The 20,049-nt window shown below is 69.9% G+C and carries 18 protein-coding genes; 2 read left to right on the forward strand and 16 right to left on the reverse strand.

Features of this window, described 5'->3' with window-relative positions; translation table 11 throughout:
* Positions 1-596: 596 nt before the first annotated feature.
* Positions 597-1,139 (forward strand): hypothetical protein, encoded by a 543-nt coding sequence (locus OG390_RS09265; RefSeq protein ID WP_406166582.1) that lies wholly within the window; start codon positions 597-599, stop codon positions 1,137-1,139.
* A 106-nt stretch (positions 1,140-1,245) separates the two neighbouring features.
* Here the strand turns inward: OG390_RS09265 and OG390_RS09270 are convergent, their stop codons facing one another.
* The 14 genes from OG390_RS09270 to pyrR all read right to left on the reverse strand — a co-directional run bounded on the left by OG390_RS09270 (position 1,246) and on the right by pyrR (position 18,053).
* The gene (locus tag OG390_RS09270; protein ID WP_406166584.1) at positions 1,246-3,384 is read right to left on the reverse strand and encodes a primosomal protein N'; all 2,139 of its coding nucleotides are present in this window, start codon (positions 3,382-3,384) and stop codon (positions 1,246-1,248) included.
* A gap of 405 nt (positions 3,385-3,789) precedes the next feature.
* Positions 3,790-4,998: a methionine adenosyltransferase gene (gene metK, locus OG390_RS09275; RefSeq protein ID WP_406166585.1), complete on the reverse strand. Its 1,209-nt coding sequence runs from the start codon at positions 4,996-4,998 to the stop codon at positions 3,790-3,792.
* A gap of 240 nt (positions 4,999-5,238) precedes the next feature.
* Positions 5,239-6,441 carry a bifunctional phosphopantothenoylcysteine decarboxylase/phosphopantothenate--cysteine ligase CoaBC gene (gene coaBC / locus OG390_RS09280; protein WP_406166587.1) on the reverse strand — a complete coding sequence of 401 codons (1,203 nt, stop codon included), beginning with the start codon at positions 6,439-6,441 and terminating at the stop codon, positions 5,239-5,241.
* A 96-nt stretch (positions 6,442-6,537) separates the two neighbouring features.
* A complete protein-coding gene (gene rpoZ, locus OG390_RS09285) occupies positions 6,538-6,810 on the reverse strand; it encodes a DNA-directed RNA polymerase subunit omega (RefSeq protein WP_003982715.1) in 273 nt (90 codons plus the stop codon).
* 37 nt (positions 6,811-6,847) lie between these two features.
* The gene (gene gmk, locus OG390_RS09290; RefSeq protein WP_399076274.1) at positions 6,848-7,405 is read right to left on the reverse strand and encodes a guanylate kinase; all 558 of its coding nucleotides are present in this window, start codon (positions 7,403-7,405) and stop codon (positions 6,848-6,850) included.
* A 37-nt stretch (positions 7,406-7,442) separates the two neighbouring features.
* Complete coding sequence (locus OG390_RS09295; RefSeq protein ID WP_016638838.1) at positions 7,443-7,766, reverse strand: integration host factor; 324 nt, start codon at positions 7,764-7,766, stop codon at positions 7,443-7,445.
* Between the two features lie 310 nt (positions 7,767-8,076).
* On the reverse strand, positions 8,077-8,919 hold the full coding sequence (gene pyrF, locus OG390_RS09300; RefSeq protein ID WP_406166589.1) for an orotidine-5'-phosphate decarboxylase: 843 nt from the start codon (positions 8,917-8,919) through the stop codon (positions 8,077-8,079).
* Complete coding sequence (locus tag OG390_RS09305; RefSeq protein ID WP_406166591.1) at positions 8,916-10,022, reverse strand: quinone-dependent dihydroorotate dehydrogenase; 1,107 nt, start codon at positions 10,020-10,022, stop codon at positions 8,916-8,918. Before OG390_RS09305 ends, pyrF begins: the two co-directional genes overlap by 4 nt.
* Positions 10,023-10,097: 75 nt before the next feature.
* On the reverse strand, positions 10,098-13,406 hold the full coding sequence (carB, locus tag OG390_RS09310; RefSeq protein ID WP_406166593.1) for a carbamoyl-phosphate synthase large subunit: 3,309 nt from the start codon (positions 13,404-13,406) through the stop codon (positions 10,098-10,100).
* The gene (gene carA, locus OG390_RS09315; protein ID WP_406166595.1) at positions 13,399-14,541 is read right to left on the reverse strand and encodes a glutamine-hydrolyzing carbamoyl-phosphate synthase small subunit; all 1,143 of its coding nucleotides are present in this window, start codon (positions 14,539-14,541) and stop codon (positions 13,399-13,401) included. The genes carB and carA overlap by 8 nt, the downstream gene beginning before the upstream one ends.
* Positions 14,538-15,089, reverse strand: a complete 552-nt coding sequence (locus OG390_RS09320) for a hypothetical protein (protein WP_399076729.1) — start codon at positions 15,087-15,089, stop codon at positions 14,538-14,540. Before OG390_RS09320 ends, carA begins: the two co-directional genes overlap by 4 nt.
* Before the next feature lie 14 nt (positions 15,090-15,103).
* Positions 15,104-16,390 (reverse strand): dihydroorotase, encoded by a 1,287-nt coding sequence (locus OG390_RS09325; protein WP_406166597.1) that lies wholly within the window; start codon positions 16,388-16,390, stop codon positions 15,104-15,106.
* 4 nt (positions 16,391-16,394) lie between these two features.
* Positions 16,395-17,372 (reverse strand): aspartate carbamoyltransferase catalytic subunit, encoded by a 978-nt coding sequence (locus OG390_RS09330; RefSeq protein WP_406166599.1) that lies wholly within the window; start codon positions 17,370-17,372, stop codon positions 16,395-16,397.
* A gap of 90 nt (positions 17,373-17,462) precedes the next feature.
* The gene (gene pyrR / locus OG390_RS09335) at positions 17,463-18,053 is read right to left on the reverse strand and encodes a bifunctional pyr operon transcriptional regulator/uracil phosphoribosyltransferase PyrR (protein WP_399076288.1); all 591 of its coding nucleotides are present in this window, start codon (positions 18,051-18,053) and stop codon (positions 17,463-17,465) included.
* Positions 18,054-18,306: 253 nt separating this feature from the next.
* On the opposite strand from pyrR, the gene bldD reads away from it, so the two are divergent.
* Positions 18,307-18,807: a transcriptional regulator BldD gene (gene bldD / locus OG390_RS09340; protein ID WP_067366005.1), complete on the forward strand. Its 501-nt coding sequence runs from the start codon at positions 18,307-18,309 to the stop codon at positions 18,805-18,807.
* Between the two features lie 209 nt (positions 18,808-19,016).
* On the opposite strand, the gene nusB is transcribed toward bldD, so the two are convergent.
* Positions 19,017-19,451 (reverse strand): transcription antitermination factor NusB, encoded by a 435-nt coding sequence (gene nusB / locus OG390_RS09345; RefSeq protein ID WP_399076291.1) that lies wholly within the window; start codon positions 19,449-19,451, stop codon positions 19,017-19,019.
* Between the two features lie 2 nt (positions 19,452-19,453).
* Complete coding sequence (efp, locus tag OG390_RS09350; RefSeq protein WP_010988257.1) at positions 19,454-20,020, reverse strand: elongation factor P; 567 nt, start codon at positions 20,018-20,020, stop codon at positions 19,454-19,456.
* Positions 20,021-20,049: the final 29 nt, after the last annotated feature.

Genomic DNA, 20,049 nt, shown 5'->3' on the forward strand with positions numbered 1-20,049 from the left:
GTTGGCCTCTCGGGCGGGAGTTCTTGAGCCCCCGCACACCTGCCGGTGGGGCGAAGCACGGGGCAGCGCACCAGTCTATGCGGCGCCGGGACCCGGGGGCGCGCAGATTCCGCGCCGCCCGCCCCCCCAACTCGCAGCCCCAACCCGCAGCCCCAACACTGAGCCTCAACCCGCAGCCCCAACTGGCAGCCCCAAACCGCCAGCCCAAGCTCCAGCCCAAACCGTCAGTCCCAACCGGCAGCCCCCACCCCACAGCCCCAAGCGGCAGCCCCCAACCCGCAGCCCCAACAACCCGCGGTCCCACCCGGCAGCCCCCAACCGCAGCCGCCAACGGCGCCCCGCCGCCACGGGAGACCCGCACTTGACACCTGACTCGTACGGGTCGTGCGCGGGCGGGAGAACAAGCGAGCCAAGACCGAAGGCCGAGGCGAGTCCCGCACCGGGGGCGTACGCATCAAGACGCGCCCCGGGCATATGCCCTTACGCACCTGATGCGTGACCAGCGGAGCGCAAACGCGTTGGTCAAGAAAGAGTTGACCACAACGGGCCGCAATCGCGGCCCGATCCTTTTCAACGCCGGTTCGAGAGGCTTGTTCATGGCCGACCACGCAACCCACGACGCCCAGGCTCGGGCAAGCCTGCACTTGCTGGTGCGGGACATCGAGCGGGTCCGCCGGCAGGTGGACGCACTGCGCACGCTCACCGCCCAGTTGGGCAACGTCTACCGCCCGCGCCGCTCCGGCCCCTCCACGGGCTTCGTCGTCTACGGACGCGCCCCCGCCCCGACCGTCCGCCTCGCCCAGGAGCTGCGGGACAGTGTCGAGACCCTGGTCACGGCCGCCGTGGACTTCGATCGCTCACTCGGCTTCTCGTGGGACGCGGTGGGCTCGGCCCTCGGAGTCACCAAGCAGGCCGTGCACCGCCGTTACGGCGCCCGCCGCGCCGCCGCCCAGGCCGCGGCCGAGGCCGAGCGGGCCACGGAGACGTCGGACAGCCGCACGGTAGCCGTCAACACGGGCATCCCCACGGTGCCGACGGTCCCCGCGGCCCGCTCGATGCCGACCCAGCCGACGGCGGGCAGTCCCACTCTCCGAGAGGACGTCAGGCCCACCGCGTTCCCGGGCCCGCGCAACGGCTGACCGACTCCCCCGCTGCCTCCCGGAGCAGACCGGCCCGGGAGGCAGCCTCATGGTGAGGCAGCCCGCGCCGAGGCGGCCCAGGGGTCACGCCTTCACTGACGCGCCCTCACCCAATGTCCGACGGATCGATCCGCACCCGTACGGGCTCGCTCCCCCCACGCGCCATCCGCGCCGCCTGCGCGGTCTTCAGCGCGGTCGCCAGCGCCGCGCCACTCCCGGGCGGCACGCGGATGAGGGCCCGCTCCCAGCGCTCACCCGGAGGCGGCGCGCCCACCCGCCGCGGCCGCCCCGCCTCCGTGACGGCCATCGGTATGGGCCCCAACACTTCGGCTTCATGCGGTAGTTCGAGCACGGCGAGAAATCCGGCGAGAGCCTCCGGCGCACCGGAGACGGCCGCCATCCGGGAGACAGGCGGAAACCCCAGCTCGGCCCGCTCGGCAAGCTCGCGCACCGCATGCCCGACGGGGTCCCACCGCACAAGTGCCTGGACGGGCCGCAGCGTCGGCTCGGCGACGACCACCACGGTGCCCCCTGCCCCCTGCGGGCGTACGAGGGCCGCGGCCCCGATCCACCGCCGCAACGCGTCCTCACCGGCCCGCAGATCGGGCCGCCCGAGCATCGCCCAGCCGTCGAGCAGCAGCGCGGCGGCGTACCCGCCCTCGGCGACGGGCTCGGCCCCCGGTGTGCTGACGACCAGGGCGGGCGCCTCGGAGACCGTGTCCAACACCTGCTCCCGCCCGGACGTCCGCACCGGCACAGCCGGAAACGCCCGCCCCAGCTCCTCGGCGGTGCGCCGCGCCCCCACGATCTGCGCCCGCAGCCGGAACCCGCCGCACTCGGGGCAGTGCCAGGCCGCCTCGTCCCGCCCGCACCACGCGCACCGCAGCGCCCCAGCGTCCTGCGCCTCCAACGGGCCGGCGCAGTGCCGGCACCGCGCGGGCGCCCGGCACTGCGCGCAGGCCATCCGGGGCACGTAACCCCGCCGAGGCACCTGCACGAGCACGGGCCCGCTCTTCAGTCCCTCCCTGACAACCTGCCAGGCAAGTGTGGGCAGCCGCGCGGCACGAGCCGCCTCGTCCCGCGCGAGATCGCCGTCCCCCACGGTCCGCACGAGCGGAGCGGCCCCCCGCACCTGCTCGCGCTCCGCGACCAGCGGCAGCGCCCACCCGCTCTCGACGAGCTGCGCCGCCTCGACCGTACAGCCCCAACTCCCCAGCAGAAAGGCGCACTTGTCATGGGCGGCGCGCAGCAGCAGCACTTCTCGCGCATGGGGCTGCGGCGCGTGCTGCTCGCTGTGGCTGTCGTCCCCGTCGTCCCAGATGACGACCAGCCCCAGATCCCGCACGGGCGCGAACATCGCGGCCCTGGTCCCCACGACGGCCCGCACGGACCCACGCCGGACGGCGAGCCACTCCCGATACCGCTTCTCGGGCCCGGCCTCGGCGGTGAGCACCGCATGCCGCCCCTCCCCCAACAGCGAGGTCAGCGCCGCGTCGACCCGGGACACGGCCCGGCCGTCCGGTACGACGACGAGGGCCCCCCGCCCGGAGGCGAGCGTCGCGCCCACGGCTCTGGCGATTTCCTCGGCCCAATCGGGCCCCGGCAACGCGTTCCACACAGCCCGCGGCGCCCCGCCCGCCGCGAGCGACTCCATAAAGGCGGCCCCGCGCCCGTAGCGCGCCCAGGACCCCACCTCGGGCGCCCCGGGAACTGGCAGCGGCGCGGGCGAGGGCTTCCCTTCGGCCCGCGCGTTCCGCGGCGGCACGGCAAGCTGCAGCACATCCGCGAGGCTCCCCGCATACCGATCGGCGACGGCTCGCGCCAGCCCCAGCAACTCGGGCCCGAGCACCGGCTCGGGAGACACCACCTGGGCCAGCGCGGCGAGCGGCCCGGAGTAGTCGGAGTCGGCGAGCCGCTCGACGAGATACCCGTCGATCAGCCCCCCGCCCTCACGCCGGCCCTCCCGCACGCGATGCCGCCCGGCCCCGAACCGCACCCGGACGCGCACCCCGGGCTGAGCTGTCTCGTCGAGCTCCTCGGGCACGGCGTAGTCGAAGTACCGATCCAGATGCAGCACACCTTTGTCGACCAGCACCCGCGCGACGGGCAACTCCTTGGCAAGAGGCGCCCCCCGCCACGTCCGCGGCTTCGCCTTGGCCTGCCGCACCCCCTCGCGAATCAGCGCAAGCTGCTCGGGCGGCGCACCCTCCGCGCCACCCTCACCCCGCCCATTCGCGCTGCTCACAGCAACATTCCTACCAGACCCCACTGACACCGCCGCGCGCCCGAGATCAAGCCGGCCGCGGATCACGAACGCCCTGAGGGCGCTTCTGCCATGGACCACTCGGCCATACCGGTCCAGGACCGGCAGCAGGATTCGAACCTGCGAAGGAGATCTCCCGGAAGTACCCGCAACCATCGCACCGGGCGCCACGACGTCAGCACCTCCCGAGTTCCAAGCGGCAGCGGACCATGTTCCAGATTCACCGCGCACCATGGGTGCACTCCACCGAAGTAACCGCGGCCATCGCACCGGGAGATCACCAGCGTACGAACCTGTGGCCGGCCGAGCCAGTCAATTTCGGCTGCGCGTGAAAACGGCGAGGCCCGGCCCCCCGCAGGGGTACCGGGCCTCGCCGAACAGTTGGTCCTACAGACCGGCGGCCTTGCGCAGCGCCTCCACGCGGTCCGTCCGCTCCCACGTGAAGTCGGGCAGCTCGCGGCCGAAGTGGCCGTACGCGGCCGTCTGGGAGTAGATCGGGCGCAGCAGGTCGAGGTCGCGGATGATGGCCGCCGGGCGGAGGTCGAAGACCTCGGTGATGGCGGCCTCGATCTTCTCGGCGTCGACCTTCGCGGTTCCGAAGGTCTCGACGAACAGACCGACGGGCTCGGCCTTGCCGATGGCGTAGGCGACCTGGACCTCGCAGCGGGAGGCGAGGCCCGCGGCGACGACGTTCTTCGCGACCCAGCGCATCGCGTACGCGGCGGAGCGGTCCACCTTGGACGGGTCCTTGCCGGAGAAGGCGCCGCCACCGTGGCGGGCCATACCGCCGTACGTGTCGATGATGATCTTGCGGCCGGTCAGGCCGGCGTCGCCCATCGGGCCGCCGATCTCGAAGCGGCCGGTCGGGTTGACCAGGAGGCGGTAGCCCTCGGTCTCCAGCTTGATGCCGTCGTCCAGGAGAGCCTTCAGCTCCGGCTCGACCACGAACTCGCGGATGTCGGGTGCCAGGAGCGAGTCCAGGTCGATGTCCGAAGCGTGCTGGGAGGAGACCACGACCGTGTCCAGGCGGACCGCCTTGTCACCGTCGTACTCGATGGTGACCTGGGTCTTCCCGTCGGGACGGAGGTAGGGGATCGTGCCGTTCTTGCGGGCCTCGGAGAGGCGGCGCGACAGGCGGTGCGCCAGGTGGATCGGGAGCGGCATCAGATTCGGCGTCTCGTCGGTCGCGTAACCGAACATCAGGCCCTGGTCGCCCGCACCCTGCCGGTCGAGCTCGTCGTCGTCGCCCTCGACCCGGTTCTCGTACGCCGTGTCGACGCCCTGCGCGATGTCCGGCGACTGCGAGCCGATGGACACGGAGACGCCACAGGACGCGCCGTCGAAGCCCTTCTTCGACGAGTCGTAGCCGATCTCGAGGATCTTTTCCCGCACGAGCTGCGCGATCGGCGCGTACGCCTTGGTCGTGACCTCACCGGCCACGTGCACCAGGCCGGTCGTGATCAGCGTCTCCACGGCGACCCGGGACGTCGGGTCCTCTCGCAGAAGCGCGTCAAGAATGGTGTCGCTGATCTGGTCAGCGATCTTGTCGGGGTGACCCTCGGTCACGGACTCCGAGGTGAACAGGCGACGGGACACAACGCTCCCTGTGGTTGCAGCGGCTGCTGGCTGATCATTGGCGGACGGGACGGAGGCTGCGCCCGGCGTCGTCCGAGAACAGTTTATCGGTCGCGCTCGCCCGCGGGCTCCCTTGTCTCGCTTCTCGGAAGCGCTGTGACCTGCGACACGGGCATTCTGCGCCATGACGATCGGTCTTCACCAGGTTCGTCACACCGTAATTCGCGCGGATGGAGGCGTCCGTTGAGGCGAACGAGACATTCACCGCAGGCGGCGTGTCACCAGGTCCCACACGGTCTCGGCCAAGGCCTCCTTGGGCCCGTACGGCACCGGGGTCTCACTGCCGTCGGCCCCGAGCACGACGGCCTCGTTCTCCTCGGAGCCGAACGTCTTGCGCTCCCCCACCTCGTTCACCACGAGGAGGTCGCAGCCCTTGCGCTCCAGCTTCGTACGGCCATTGGCGAGGACGTCGTCCGTCTCGGCGGCGAAGCCGACGACGACCTGGCCGGGGCGCGGGCGGTCCGTCGAGATCTCCGCGAGGATGTCCGGATTGCGGATCAGAACGATCGGTTCCGGTTCCTGGCCGTCCTTCTTCTTGATCTTTCCGGCCGCGTACGTGGCCGGTCGGAAGTCCGCCACCGCCGCGGCCATCACCACGACATCGGCGTGGGCGGCCGCCTTCAGCACCGCCTCGCGCAGTTGCACGGCCGTCCCGACCTGGACGACGTCCACCCCGGCCGGGTCCGGCAGTCCGGTGTTCGCGGCGATCAGGGTGACCCGGGCGCCGCGCGCGGCCGCCGTACGGGCGAGGGCGTACCCCTGCTTGCCGGAGGAGCGGTTGCCCAGGAAGCGGACCGGGTCGAGCGGCTCGCGCGTGCCGCCCGCGCTGACCACGACGTGACGGCCGGCCAGATCGGGCTCGGTCACGGCCCGCGCGAGCACCCGGCGGCAGATCTCGAAGATCTCGGCGGGCTCGGGCAACCGTCCCTTTCCGGTGTCGACGCCGGTCAGGCGGCCCACCGCGGGCTCGATGACGACGGCGCCGCGGCGGCGCAGCGTCGCCACGTTCTCCTGCGTGGCCGGGTGTTCCCACATCTCGGTGTGCATGGCGGGCGCGAAGACGACCGGACAGCGGGCCGTGAGCAGAGTGTTCGTGAGGAGGTCGTCGGCCAGGCCGTGGGCGGCCTTGGCGAGCATGTCGGCCGTCGCGGGAGCCACGACCACCAGGTCGGCCTGCTGGCCGATGCGAACGTGCGGGACCTCGTGGACGTCCGACCAGACCTCGGTGGACACGGGGTGGCCGGAGAGCGCGGACCATGTGGCGGCGCCGACGAAGTGCAGCGCCGACTCGGTGGGGACGACCCGTACGTCATGACCGGACTCGGTCAAACGACGCAACAGCTCGCAGGCCTTGTAGGCGGCGATACCGCCGCTGACCCCCAGAACGACCTTCGGCTTGTCCACCGGGCCTCCCCAACACTCGAAAACGTACAACCCCATGACACACCACAGGCCCGACAGTCGCGCTGCCGGGCCTGTGATGAAGGAAAGAAGCGGTGACTACTGGGCGGGGCCCTCAACGGCCTCGGACGTCAGCAGACCCGCGTTGATCTCACGCAGGGCGATCGAAAGCGGCTTCTCGTGGACGTGGGTGTCGACGAGCGGACCGACGTACTCGAGGAGACCCTCGCCGAGCTGCGAGTAGTACGCGTTGATCTGACGGGCACGCTTGGCCGCGTAGATCACGAGGCTGTACTTCGAGTCGGTGGCCTCGAGGAGCTCGTCGATCGGAGGGTTGATGATGCCCTCGGGCGCGGTGATGGAAGAGGACACGCTTGGCCTTCCGAAAGGTGGGATTGATCAGTGAAGATCACACAACGTCCATCAAGGCTAGCAGCTCGCGCGCCACGTCCTCGACGGAGGTGTTGACCAGGGTGACATCGAACTCCGGCTCGGCCGCCAGTTCGATCTTGGCCGCCTCCAGGCGGCGCTCGATCACCTCGGGCGGTTCGGTGCCCCGCCCGGTGAGCCTGCGCACCAGCTCCTCCCAGGAGGGAGGGGCCAGGAACACGAGCAGGGCCTCCGGCATGGACTCACGGACCTGACGGGCACCCTGGAGATCGATCTCCAGGAGGACCGGCACACCCGCCTCCAGGTGCTCCAGGACGGCCTGACGCGGCGTCCCGTAGCGGTTGCCGGCGAATTCGGCCCACTCCAGCAGCTCACCGTTGGCGATCAGCTTGTCCATCTCCTCGTCGGTGACGAAGAAGTAGTGGACTCCGTGCTTCTCACCGGGGCGCGGCTTGCGGGTCGTCGCCGACACCGAGAGCCAGACCTCGGGGTGTTCCTTGCGCATATGGGCGACGACCGTGCTCTTGCCGACCCCTGAGGGGCCGGAGAGCACGGTCAGCCGCGGACGTTCACTCATGCAGCGATTATTCCAGCAATCCCGGAGTGCCCAGGACTCAGGCGCCGGAGCCGCCGAACTCACGCTCCAAGGAGGCGATCTGGTTCGAGCCGAGGCCGCGTACGCGGCGGCTCTCGGAGATCCCGAGTCGCTCCATGATCTGCTTGGCGCGGACCTTGCCCACGCCCGGCAGGGACTCGAGGAGAGCGGAGACCTTCATCTTGCCGATGACGTCGTTCTCCTGGCCCTGCTTGATGACCTCGTGAAGAGAGGCGCCGGAGTGCTTGAGTCGATTCTTGACCTCGGCCCGCTCCCGGCGAGCCGCGGCGGCCTTTTCGAGCGCGGCTGCGCGCTGTTCAGGGGTAAGGGGCGGAAGAGCCACGCCTACGTCACCTCGGATGTCGAACTGTCGGATACGGACCGGTGAGGAACCTAGTCGCCCCACACCTGGGGAGCTACGAGCAACACGCTTGCCCGTTCTCCCCCACTGCCTTGAGGGCGTGGGAGGTGCCCTCACTCGACGGAGACTAGCGGGCAAGTGCGCCAGAGTCAGCGAGAACAGCGGAAAAGTCCTGGTCAGCCTCCCTGGAGCTGGACATTTCCGACATACTGCCCAGGATTTGGGGATGTATTCAGACTCAGGGCGCTCCGAAGACACTCATCGCAGGACTGTCGAGCGACTGTCCGAGGACTCAGACGGTGGCCACAGCGGCCCTGATCTCCTGCGCGAACCGCTCCGCGGACTCACGCAGCGCGGCCACGTCGGGACCGTGACGCAGAACACCCCGGCTCACGTTCGGGACGACATTGCGCACCACCGTGCCGAAGACACCCGCCAGATCGGCCGCCGTCGCCCCCTGAGCGCCGATTCCGGGCGCGAGGAGCGGTCCGTTGATGTCCAGGTCGTACGAGGAGAGATCGCCGAGCGTGGCCCCGACGACCGCGCCGAAGGAGCCGAGGGGCGCCTCCCCCGCATTCTCGGCGGCCAAGTGCCCGAGCATCGTCGCTCCGACGTTCCGGCCGTCCGCACGGACCGCGTGCTGCACCTCGCCGCCCTCCGGGTTGGAGGTGAGCGCGAGGACGAAGAGGCCGGCCCCGCTCTCGCGCGCGAGCTCCACCGCGGGCTTCAGCGAGCCGTAGCCGAGGTACGGCGACACGGTCAGCGCGTCCGAGAAGAGCGGTGCGTCCTTGCGCAGGAAGGTCTCCGCGTACGCGGCCATGGTCGAACCGATGTCGCCGCGCTTGGCGTCCATCACGACCAGCGCCCCGGCCGCCCGCGCCGCCTCGACCGACTTCTCCAGGACGGCGATCCCCCGCGACCCGAAGCGCTCGAAGAAGGCGCTCTGCGGCTTGAGGACGGCGACCCGGTCGGCCAGCGCCTCGACGACGGTGCGACTGAAGCGCTCCAGGCCCGCAATGTCGTCGTTCAGGCCCCAGTCGGTGAGCAGGGAGGCGTGCGGGTCGATGCCCACGCACAGGGGGCCGCGCTCGTCCATGACGCGGCGAAGACGGGCGCCAAAGGGTTCCAGGCTCATGCGGGCTTCCTCACGTCGGCGCCGACCGCGTCGGCGAGGGTGGCGTACGGGCTCGTACGCAGGCGGGCGGCGAGCCCTTTGTGGATGGCGCGGCCCCAGAAGGGGCCCTCGTAGATGAAGGCGCTGTAGCCCTGGACCAGCGTGGCGCCGGCCAGAATGCGCTGCCAGGCGTCCTCGGCGTTCTCGATACCGCCGACGCCCACCAGGGTGATCCGGTCGCCCACGCGCGCGTAGAGGCGGCGCAGCACCTCCAGGGAACGTGCCCTGAGCGGCGCGCCCGAAAGTCCGCCGGCCTCCTTCACCAGAGAGGGTTCGGACTTCAAACCGAGTCCCTCGCGCGCGATGGTGGTGTTCGTGGCGATGATCCCGTCCAGGCCGAGCTCGACGGCCAGGTCGGCGACCGCGTCGATGTCCTCGTCCGCGAGATCGGGCGCGATCTTGACGAGCAGCGGCACGCGCCGGTCGGTCACCGCACGGTCGGCTGCTTCGCGGACCGCGGTCAGCAGCGGTCGCAGCGACTGAGTGGCCTGGAGATTGCGCAGACCGGGCGTGTTCGGGGAGCTGACGTTGACCACGAGGTAGTCGGCGTGCGCGGCCAGCCGCTCGGTCGACTTCACGTAGTCGGCGGCGGCCTCCGCCTCCGGTACGACCTTGGTCTTGCCGATGTTGACGCCCACGACAGTCCTGAAGACGGGCGTACGGGCCGCCAGACGCTCGGAGACGGCCGCGGAGCCCTCGTTGTTGAACCCCATGCGGTTGATCAGCGCGCGGTCCGGCACAAGGCGGAACAGGCGCTTCTTGGGGTTGCCGGGCTGCGGCTCCCCCGTGACCGTGCCGATCTCGATGTGGTCGAAGCCGAGCATCGACATCCCGTCGATGGCGACGGCGTTCTTGTCGAAGCCGGCCGCGAGCCCGAACGGGCCGTGCATCCGCAGCCCGAACGCCTCGGTGCGCAGCTCCTTGTAGCGGGGCGCGAGCCCGGCGGCGATGAAGGTGCGCAGGACGGGGACGCGGACGGCGAGCCGGATCCAGCGGAAGGCGAGGTAGTGCGCCTGCTCCGGGTCCATGCGCTTGAAGGCGAGGTTGAAGAAAAGCTTGTACATGTCTCGATGTCCTCTTGAAGCCTCATGAGCCTCATGAAGAGGGGGACACCGTTTCCGATGTCCCCCTCAGGGCTGCTAGTCGCGGGCCGCGGTCAGATGCTCGGCGTGTTCCTGGAGTGAACGCACGCCCACGTCACCGTGGTTGAGCGCGTCGATGCCCTGGACGGCGGCGGCGAGCGCCTGGACCGTCGTCAGGCACGGCACGGACCGGGCGACGGCGGCCGTACGGATCTCGTAGCCGTCGAGGCGGCCACCGGTGCCGTACGGCGTGTTGACGATGAGGTCGACCATGCCGTCGTGGATGAGCTGGACGATGGTCTTCTCACCGTTCGGGCCCTCGCCCTCGCTCTGCTTGCGCACGACCGTGGCGTTGATGCCATTGCGCTTGAGTACCTCGGCCGTGCCGGACGTGGCGAGCAACTCGAACCCGTGAGCGACGAGTTCACGCGCCGGGAAGATCATCGAGCGCTTGTCACGGTTGGCGACAGAGATGAAGGCGCGGCCCTTGGTCGGCAGCGGACCGTACGCACCCGCCTGCGACTTGGCGTACGCCGTCCCGAACACCGAGTCGATACCCATGACTTCACCGGTAGAGCGCATCTCCGGGCCGAGGACGGTGTCCACGCCACGCCCGTGGATGTCGCGGAAGCGCGACCACGGCATGACCGCCTCCTTGACGGAGATCGGCGCGTCGAGCGGCAGCGTGCCACCGTCACCGCCCGCGGGCAGCAGCCCCTCCGCCCGCAGTTCGGCGACGGTCGCGCCGAGGGAGATCCGGGCCGCGGCCTTGGCCAGCGGCACCGCGGTCGCCTTCGAGGTGAAGGGCACGGTGCGCGAGGCTCGCGGGTTGGCTTCGAGGACGTACAGGATGTCGCCGGCCATCGCGAACTGGATGTTGATCAGTCCGCGCACGCCCACTCCGCGAGCGATGGCCTCCGTGGATGCCCGCAGCCGCTTGATGTCGAACCCGCCGAGGGTGATCGGCGGCAGCGCGCACGCCGAGTCGCCGGAGTGGATGCCGGCCTCCTCGATGTGCTCCATGACGCCGCCGAGGTAGAGCTCCTCGCCGTCGTACAGGGCATCGACGTCGATCTCGATCGCGTCGTCGAGGAACCGGTCGACCAGGACGGGCCGGGAGGGGCTGATCTCGGTCGACTCGGCGATGTACGAGGACAGCCGCGTCTCGTCGTACACGATCTCCATGCCGCGCCCGCCGAGCACGTACGAGGGCCGTACGAGGACGGGGTAGCCGATCTCGTCGGCGATGGCCTTGGCCTCGGCGAAGGTGGTGGCGGTGCCGTGCTTGGGCGCCGGGAGACCCGCCTCCGCGAGGACCCGCCCGAAGGCGCCGCGGTCCTCGGCGGCGTGGATGGCCTCGGGCGAGGTACCCACGACCGGCACGCCGTTGTCCTTGAGCGCCTGCGACAGGCCCAGCGGGGTCTGCCCGCCGAGCTGGACGATGACACCCGCGATCGGACCGGCCAGCGACTCCGCGTGGACGATCTCCAGCACGTCTTCCAGCGTCAGCGGCTCGAAGTACAGGCGGTCGGAGGTGTCGTAGTCCGTGGAGACGGTCTCGGGGTTGCAGTTGACCATCACGGTCTCGTAGCCCGCGTCGCTGAGCGCGAAGGAGGCGTGGACGCAGGAGTAGTCGAACTCGATGCCCTGGCCGATACGGTTCGGGCCGGAGCCCAGGATGATCACCGCGGGCTTCTCGCGGGGCGCGACCTCCGTCTCCTCGTCGTACGAGGAGTAGAAGTACGGCGTCTTGGCCGCGAACTCGGCGGCGCACGTGTCGACCGTCTTGTACACCGGGCGCACGCCCAGCGCGTGCCGTACCTCGCGCACCACGTCCTCGCGCAGCCCGCGGATCTCGGCGATCTGCACGTCGGAGAAGCCGTGCCGCTTGGCCTCCGCCAGCAGCTCGGGGTCGAGCTTGTCGGCGGCGGCCAGGTCGTCCGCGATCTCCTTGATCAGGAACAGCTGGTCGACGAACCACGGGTCGATCTTCGTCGCCTCGAAGACCTCCTCGGGCGTGGCGCCCGCGCGGATGGCCTGCATGACGGAGTTGATGCGCCCGTCGGTCGGCCGTACGGCCTCTTCGAGGAGGAGCTTCTTGTCGCCGGGCTCGCCCACGAACGTGAACTGCGAGCCCTTCTTCTCCAGCGACCGCAGCGCCTTCTGCAGCGCCTCGGTGAAGTTGCGGCCGATCGCCATGGCCTCGCCGACCGACTTCATGGTGGTCGTCAGGGTCGAATCCGCGGACGGGAACTTCTCGAACGCGAACCGCGGCGCCTTGACCACGACATAGTCGAGCGTCGGCTCGAACGACGCCGGGGTCTGCTCGGTGATGTCGTTCGGGATCTCGTCGAGCGTGTAACCGACCGCGAGCTTCGCGGCGATCTTGGCGATCGGGAAGCCGGTCGCCTTGGAGGCGAGGGCCGAGGAGCGCGACACGCGAGGGTTCATCTCGATGACGATCACGCGACCGTCCTCGGGGTTCACCGCGAACTGGATGTTGCAGCCCCCCGTGTCCACGCCGACCTCACGGATGACCGCGATGCCGATGTCGCGCAGGATCTGGTACTCGCGGTCGGTGAGCGTCATCGCCGGGGCGACGGTGATCGAGTCACCGGTGTGCACGCCCATCGGGTCGAAGTTCTCGATGGAGCAGACGACCACGACGTTGTCGTGCTTGTCGCGCATCAGTTCCAGCTCGTACTCCTTCCAGCCGAGGATGGACTCCTCCAGGAGCACCTCGGTGGTCGGGGAGAGCGTGAGGCCCTGCCCGGCGATGCGGCGCAGCTCCTCCTCGTCGTGCGCGAAGCCGGAGCCGGCGCCGCCCATGGTGAAGGAGGGACGGACGACGACGGGGTAGCCGCCGAGCGTCTCGACGCCCCCCAGCACGTCGTCCATGGAGTGGCAGATGACGGACTTGGCGGACTCGCCGTACCCGATCTTCTGGTTCACCGCCTCCACGACGTCCTTGAAGAGGTCGCGGTCCTCGCCCTTGTTGATGGCCTCGACATTGGCGCCGATGAGCTCGACGCCGTACTTGTCGAGGGTGCCTGCCTCGTGCAGCGAGATGGCGGTGTTGAGCGCCGTCTGGCCACCCAGGGTGGGCAGGAGCGCGTCCGGGCGCTCCTTGGCGATGATCTTCTCGACGAACTCCGGGGTGATCGGCTCGACATAGGTCGCGTCGGCGATCTCCGGGTCGGTCATGATCGTCGCCGGGTTGGAGTTGACCAGGATGACTCGCAGGCCCTCGGCGCGCAGGATGCGGCACGCCTGGGTGCCCGAGTAGTCGAACTCGGCGGCCTGGCCGATGACGATCGGGCCGGAGCCGATGACCAGGACGGACTGGATATCGGTGCGCTTAGGCACGCTGGCCCTCCATCAGGGATACGAAGCGGTCGAACAGGTAGGCGGCATCGTGCGGGCCCGCTGCCGCTTCGGGGTGGTACTGGACGCTGAAGGCCGGCTGGTCGAGCAGCTGGAGGCCCTCCACCACGTTGTCGTTGAGGCAGACGTGGGAGACCTCGGCGCGGCCGTAGGGGGTGTCGGACACCTTGTCGAGCGGGGCGTCGACGGCGAAGCCGTGGTTGTGCGCGGTGACCTCGACCTTGCCGGTCGTGCGGTCCTGCACGGGCTGGTTGATGCCGCGGTGGCCGTACTTCAGCTTGTACGTGCCGAAGCCGAGCGCGCGGCCCAGGATCTGGTTGCCGAAGCAGATGCCGAAGAGCGGCGTCTTGCGCGAGAGCACTTCCTGCATGACCGCGACCGGACCGTCGGCGGTGGCCGGGTCACCGGGGCCGTTGGAGAAGAACACGCCATCGGGGTTCACGGCGTACACGTCCTCGGCCGTGGCCGTGGCGGGCAGCACGTGCACCTCGATGCCGCGCTCGGCCATGCGGTGCGGGGTCATGCCCTTGATGCCCAGGTCGACGGCGGCGACGGTGAAGCGCTTCTCGCCGATCGCGGGGACGACGTACGTCTCCTTGGTGGCGACCTCGGCGGCAAGGTTCGCGCCCTTCATCTCCGGGGCCTGGCGCACCTCGGTGAGCATGGTGCCCTCGTCGGGCAGCGCGTTGCCGGAGAAGATGCCGACGCGCATGGCGCCGCGCTCGCGCAGGTGGCGGGTCAGCGCACGCGTGTCGATACCGCTGATGCCGACGACGCCCTGGTGGCGGAGCTCCTCGTCCAGCGAGCGCTTGGCGCGCCAGTTGGAGGGCACGCGCGCGGGGTCGCGTACGACGTAGCCGGAGACCCAGATGCGCTGCGACTCGGGGTCCTCGTCGTTGACGCCGGTGTTGCCGACGTGCGGGGCGGTCATCACGACGACCTGACGGTGGTACGACGGGTCGGTGAGGGTCTCCTGGTAGCCGGTCATGCCGGTGGAGAACACCGCTTCGCCGAAGGTCTCCCCCACGGCCCCGTAGGCACGGCCGCGGAACATCCGGCCGTCCTCCAGGACGAGTACGGCGGGAACCTTGGCAGCTCCCCTGGTGGAGGTCGTCATCGTGCGCCTTCCGTGTCGATGCTCTTGTTGATCATGCTGTTCAGGGTGTCGACCCACTCGTTGTGCTCGGCCGCGCGGTCCGAGCGGAAGCCGGAGTCGAGCAGCTTGTCGCCGTGCGCCCAGGTGACGACGAGGAGTCCGCCCTCGGTGAGGACCTTGCCCGCGATGCCCTTGTCGAGCCGGGCCTCACGCAGGGCCGCGAGAGGCACGAAGAAGTCGGTCGCTCCCGGGCGTACGACATCCAGGCCCGCCTCCGTCAAAGTCAGCTCGACCCGGCTGCGGGTGCCCAGGCCGTGCGCCACGATGCGGTCGAGCCACTGCCCTGCGGTGGTGGAGCCGTGGTAGCGGCCGCTCATGCTCAGTTTCGCCGGGCCGAGGTCTTCTGGCGCGGTAAGCAGCTCGGGCAGGTCACCCTGGAGGGTGGCGCGCCACTTCCAGCCCTCGCGCATCAGCCAGTAGACGAGCACGACGAAGAGGGTGAGCCCGACGAGCCAGCCGATCCGGCCGGACCAGTCGGTCACGGGCGCCGACTTGTGTTCGGCGGCCATCGAGATGAGAGGTGTCACGCGAGCTTCCCGTCGACGAGGGTGGCCTTGCCCCGCAGCCAGGTGTGCGTGACCCGGCCCGGCAGCTCACGGCCCTCGTAGGGGGTGTTGCGGCTGCGCGAGGCGAAGCCCGCGGGGTCCACGGACCCACGGTATGCCGTGTCGACCAGCGTGAGGTTCGCGGGCTCACCTGCCGAGACGGGACGGCCGTGGCCCGCGGCCCGGCCGATCCGCGCGGGCTGGACGGACATGCGGTCGGCGACGTCGGCCCAGTCGAGCAGGCCGGTCTCGACCATCGTCTGCTGGACGACGGACAGCGCGGTTTCGAGACCCACCATGCCCATGGCGGCCGCGGCCCACTCGCAGTCCTTGTCCTCGTGCGGGTGCGGCGCGTGGTCGGTGGCGACGATGTCGATCGTGCCGTCGGCGAGCGCCTCGCGCAGTGCCATGACGTCGCGCTCGGTGCGCAGCGGCGGGTTGACCTTGTAGACCGGGTCATAGGTGCGCACCAGCTCGTCGGTGAGCAGGAGGTGGTGCGGGGTGACCTCGGCGGTGACGTCGATGCCGCGGGACTTGGCCCAGCGCACGATCTCGACCGAACCGGCCGTGGACAGGTGGCAGATGTGGACGCGCGAGCCGACGTGCTCGGCGAGCAGGACATCCCGGGCGATGATCGATTCCTCGGCCACCGCGGGCCAGCCGCCGAGCCCCAGCTCGGCGGAGACGACGCCCTCGTTCATCTGGGCGCCCTCGGTGAGGCGGGGCTCCTGCGCGTGCTGCGCGACGACGCCCCCGAAGGCCTTCACGTACTCCAGCGCGCGGCGCATGATCACCGCGTCGTCCACGCACTTGCCGTCGTCCGAGAAGACCGTGACGCCGGCCGCCGACTCGTGCATCGCGCCCAGTTCGGCGAGCTTCTTGCCCTCCAGGCCGACGGTGACGGCGCCGATGGGCTGCACGTCGCAGTAGCCGTGCTCCTGGCCGAGCCGGTAGACCTGCTCGACCACACCGGCGGTGTCGGCGACCGGGAAGGTGTTGGCCATCGCGAACACGGCCGTGTAGCCCCCGCTCGCCGCGGCCCGCGTGCCCGTCAGCACGGTCTCGGAGTCCTCGCGGCCGGGCTCACGCAGATGCGTGTGCAGGTCGACGAGGCCCGGCAGGAGCACCTTGCCCTCGGCCTCGACGATCTCGGCACCGTCGGCGGACAGCCCGCTGCCCACCTCGGCGATCGTGTCGCCGTCGATCAGGACGTCCTGCGGCTCGCCCCCGAGCACCTTCGCACCACGGATCAGGATCTTGCTCATGTTCTTACTTCTCCTCGGTACGGGTGTGGGTGACGGCGGGCTCGTTGCCGCCAAGGAGCAGGTACAGGACGGCCATCCGGATCGAGACGCCGTTGGCGACCTGCTCGACGACGGTGCAGCGCTCGGAGTCGGCGACCTCGGCGGTGATCTCCATGCCGCGGACCATCGGGCCGGGGTGCATCACGATCGCGTGCTCGGGCATCTTCGCCATGCGGTCGCCGTCGAGGCCGTAGCGCCGCGAGTACTCGCGCTCGGTGGGGAAGAACGCCGCGTTCATCCGCTCGCGCTGCACGCGCAGCATCATCACCGCGTCGGACTTGGAGAGCGTGCTGTCGAGTTCGTACGAGATCTCGCAGGGCCAGGTCCCGACGCCGACCGGCACCAGGGTCGGCGGAGCGACGAGGGTGACCTCGGCGCCGAGGGTGTGCAGCAGATCGACGTTCGAGCGCGCGACCCGGCTGTGCAGGACGTCGCCGACGATCGTGATGCGCTTGCCGGACAGGTCCTGGCCGATCCCGGCGTCCCGGCCGACCAGGCGGCGGCGCATGGTGAAGGCGTCGAGCAGGGCCTGCGTGGGGTGCTGGTGGGTGCCGTCACCGGCGTTGATGACGGCGGCGTCGATCCAGCCGGAGGTGGCGAGCCGGTAGGGGGCACCGGAGGCGCCGTGCCGGATGACGACGGCGTCGACGCCCATGGCTTCGAGGGTCTGGGCGGTGTCCTTCAGGGACTCGCCCTTGGAGACGCTCGATCCCTTGGCGGTGAAGTTGATGACGTCCGCGGAGAGGCGCTTCTCGGCGGCTTCGAACGAGATCCTGGTGCGGGTCGAGTCCTCGAAGAAGAGGTTGACGACGGTGCGGCCGCGCAGGGTCGGCAGCTTTTTGATCGGCCGGTCGGCGACCCGGGCCATCTCCTCGGCGGTGTCGAGGATCAGGACGGCGTCGTCGCGGGTGAGGTCGGCGGCCGAGATGAGATGACGCTGCATCTGTCAGGCTCCGTAAGGCAGTTCAGTTCGGGAGGATTCGGGCAGGCAGGGCGCGCTCAGGGGCGTACGACAGTGGCGTACGCCGGAGGGCTACTGCTGTGCGTCCGAGGAGGTCCGCTTCGCACCGAGCAGCACGGTGTCGCGACCGTCCTCCTCGGCGAGCTGGACCTTGACCGTCTCCCGCAACGACGTGGGGAGGTTCTTGCCGACGTAGTCGGCGCGGATGGGCAGTTCGCGGTGACCGCGGTCGACGAGGACCGCGAGCTGCACGGCGCGCGGGCGGCCGATGTCGTTCAGCGCGTCGAGCGCCGCGCGAATGGTGCGGCCGGAGAAGAGCACGTCGTCGACGAGGACGACCAGGCGGCCGTCGATGCCGTCACCGGGAATCTCGGTGCGGGCCAGCGCACGCGGCGGATGCATGCGCAGGTCGTCGCGGTACATGGTGATGTCGAGGGAGCCGACCGGGATCTTGCGGTCGGTGATCTCTTCGAGCTTGTCGGCCAGCCTGCGGGCCAGGAAGACGCCTCGGGTCGGAATGCCGAGAAGCACCACGTCGTCCGCACCCTTGGCGCGCTCGACGATCTCGTGGGCGATGCGGGTCAGCACCCGCGCGATGTCGGGGGCTTCGAGAACGGGCCGCGCATCGGCTTCGTAACTCTGCTTGTCCTGCTCTGTGTCCATACGAAACGGACCTCCTTCTCCGCCTCACGGGACGGATCATTAAAGGACGTCGGAATTGCGCCATCCACGGTACCAGTCCGGCAACGCGCCTGATCACCACCCTTCAAGCCACCGCCGGTGACTCCCACGGAAGGGTCGGTCCGGACCATTCGGCTTGACGGGGGAGAGTAACGCTGCGTAACCTCACTGTGAGTCACAAGAGTCACCAGCCGCGCGGCGGAGCCGCACGTTGATACAGCGTCCGGGGAGCTATATGTCCAGCGAATACGCCAAACAGCTCGGGGCCAAGCTCCGCGCCATCCGCACCCAGCAGGGCCTTTCCCTCCACGGCGTAGAGGAGAAATCCCAGGGACGCTGGAAGGCGGTCGTGGTCGGTTCGTACGAGCGCGGCGACCGCGCCGTCACCGTGCAGCGCCTCGCCGAGCTGGCGGACTTCTACGGGGTTCCGGTGCAGGAGCTGCTGCCGGGCACCACGCCGGGCGGGGCCGCCGAGCCGCCGCCGAAGCTGGTCCTGGACCTGGAGCGGCTGGCCCACGTGCCGGCCGAGAAGGCGGGTCCCCTGCAGCGTTACGCGGCGACGATCCAGTCCCAGCGCGGTGACTACAACGGCAAGGTGCTGTCGATCCGCCAGGACGACCTGCGCACCCTCGCCGTCATCTACGACCAGTCGCCCTCGGTCCTCACCGAGCAGCTGATCAGCTGGGGCGTCCTGGACGCGGACGCGCGCCGTGCCGTCTCCCACGACGAGGGCTGACCCCTTCGGACAGCTCAGCAGAAACGTGCCGCCGGGGTGGCCGGAACTTCATCGTTCCGGCCACCCCGGCGGCTTTCTGTGCGCCTCGGGAGCCTCATGGGTACCGGAATGCCAAAGGGCCCGCAGCGTCTGCTGCGGGCCCTTTGTGACGGCTTCTGGGGGCGGAGCCAACGGTTTCCCTGTTCGCATCCGCCCTACCGACGGAGCGCCTACGCCTCGTCCCGGCGGAGCGACGGCTTCAGGTCCTTCAGCCGGCCGAGCAGGCCGTTCACGAACGAGGGCGACTCGTCCGTGGAGAACTCCTTCGCCAGCTGCACCGCCTCGTCGAGCACCACGGCGTCCGGGGTCTCGTCGACCCAGATCAGCTCGTAGGCACCGAGGCGCAGGATGTTGCGGTCGACGACCGGCATCCTGTCCAGCGTCCAGCCGACGGCGTACTGCGCGAGCAGCTCGTCGATCCTGGCCGCCTTCTTGGCGTAGCCCTCGACCAGCTGCATCGTGTACTCGCTCACCGGCGGCTGCCGGGTGTCGGACCGGGAGTGCCGGATCCAGTCCGCGAGGACCGTCAGGACGTCCACGCCGCGCTGGTCGCCCTCGAAGAGGATCTGGAAGGCGCGCTTGCGGGCCGTGTTGCGGGCAGCCACGGTTAGCTGTTCACCCGGCCGAGGTAGTCGCTGGTGCGGGTGTCGACCTTGATCTTCTCACCGGTGGTGATGAAGAGCGGGACCTGGATCTGGTGGCCGGTTTCCAGGGTGGCGGGCTTGGTGCCACCGGTGGAGCGGTCGCCCTGGACGCCCGGCTCGGTCTCCTGGATGACCAGCTCGACGGCGGCAGGCAGCTCGACGAAGAGCACCTCGCCCTCGTGCTGGGCGACGGTGGCCGTGAAGCCCTCGATCAGGAAGTTGGCGGCATCACCGACGGACTTGCGGTCGACCATCAGCTGGTCGTACGTGTCCATGTCCATGAAGACGAAGTACTCGCCGTCCATGTACGAGAACTGCATGTCGCGCTTGTCGATCGTGGCCGTCTCGACCTTGACGCCGGCGTTGAACGTCTTGTCGACGACCTTGCCGGAGAGCACGTTCTTCAGCTTGGTGCGCACGAAGGCCGGGCCCTTGCCGGGCTTGACGTGCTGGAACTCGACGACGGACCAGAGCTGGCCCCCGTCGAGCTTGAGCACCAGGCCGTTCTTGAGGTCGTTCGTGGAAGCCACGGTTGCGGAATCTCCTGGACTGACGTGGA

This window comes from Streptomyces sp. NBC_00996 (assembly GCF_045162675.1).
In the GTDB taxonomy this organism is placed as follows: domain Bacteria; phylum Actinomycetota; class Actinomycetes; order Streptomycetales; family Streptomycetaceae; genus Streptomyces.

What these genes read in the sequence shown, in the direction of transcription:
- OG390_RS09265 (WP_406166582.1), top strand. Translation starts at nt 597, where the DNA reads ATGGCCGACCACGCAACCCACGACGCCCAGGCTCGGGCAAGCCTGCAC.
- gmk (WP_399076274.1), bottom strand. Translation starts at nt 7,405, where the DNA reads ATGAGTGAACGTCCGCGGCTGACCGTGCTCTCCGGCCCCTCAGGGGTC.
- pyrF (WP_406166589.1), bottom strand. Translation starts at nt 8,919, where the DNA reads ATGAGCCTGGAACCCTTTGGCGCCCGTCTTCGCCGCGTCATGGACGAG.
- OG390_RS09305 (WP_406166591.1), bottom strand. Translation starts at nt 10,022, where the DNA reads ATGTACAAGCTTTTCTTCAACCTCGCCTTCAAGCGCATGGACCCGGAG.
- carA (WP_406166595.1), bottom strand. Translation starts at nt 14,541, where the DNA reads ATGACGACCTCCACCAGGGGAGCTGCCAAGGTTCCCGCCGTACTCGTC.
- OG390_RS09320 (WP_399076729.1), bottom strand. Translation starts at nt 15,089, where the DNA reads ATGGCCGCCGAACACAAGTCGGCGCCCGTGACCGACTGGTCCGGCCGG.
- OG390_RS09325 (WP_406166597.1), bottom strand. Translation starts at nt 16,390, where the DNA reads ATGAGCAAGATCCTGATCCGTGGTGCGAAGGTGCTCGGGGGCGAGCCG.
- OG390_RS09330 (WP_406166599.1), bottom strand. Translation starts at nt 17,372, where the DNA reads ATGCAGCGTCATCTCATCTCGGCCGCCGACCTCACCCGCGACGACGCC.
- pyrR (WP_399076288.1), bottom strand. Translation starts at nt 18,053, where the DNA reads ATGGACACAGAGCAGGACAAGCAGAGTTACGAAGCCGATGCGCGGCCC.
- bldD (WP_067366005.1), top strand. Translation starts at nt 18,307, where the DNA reads ATGTCCAGCGAATACGCCAAACAGCTCGGGGCCAAGCTCCGCGCCATC.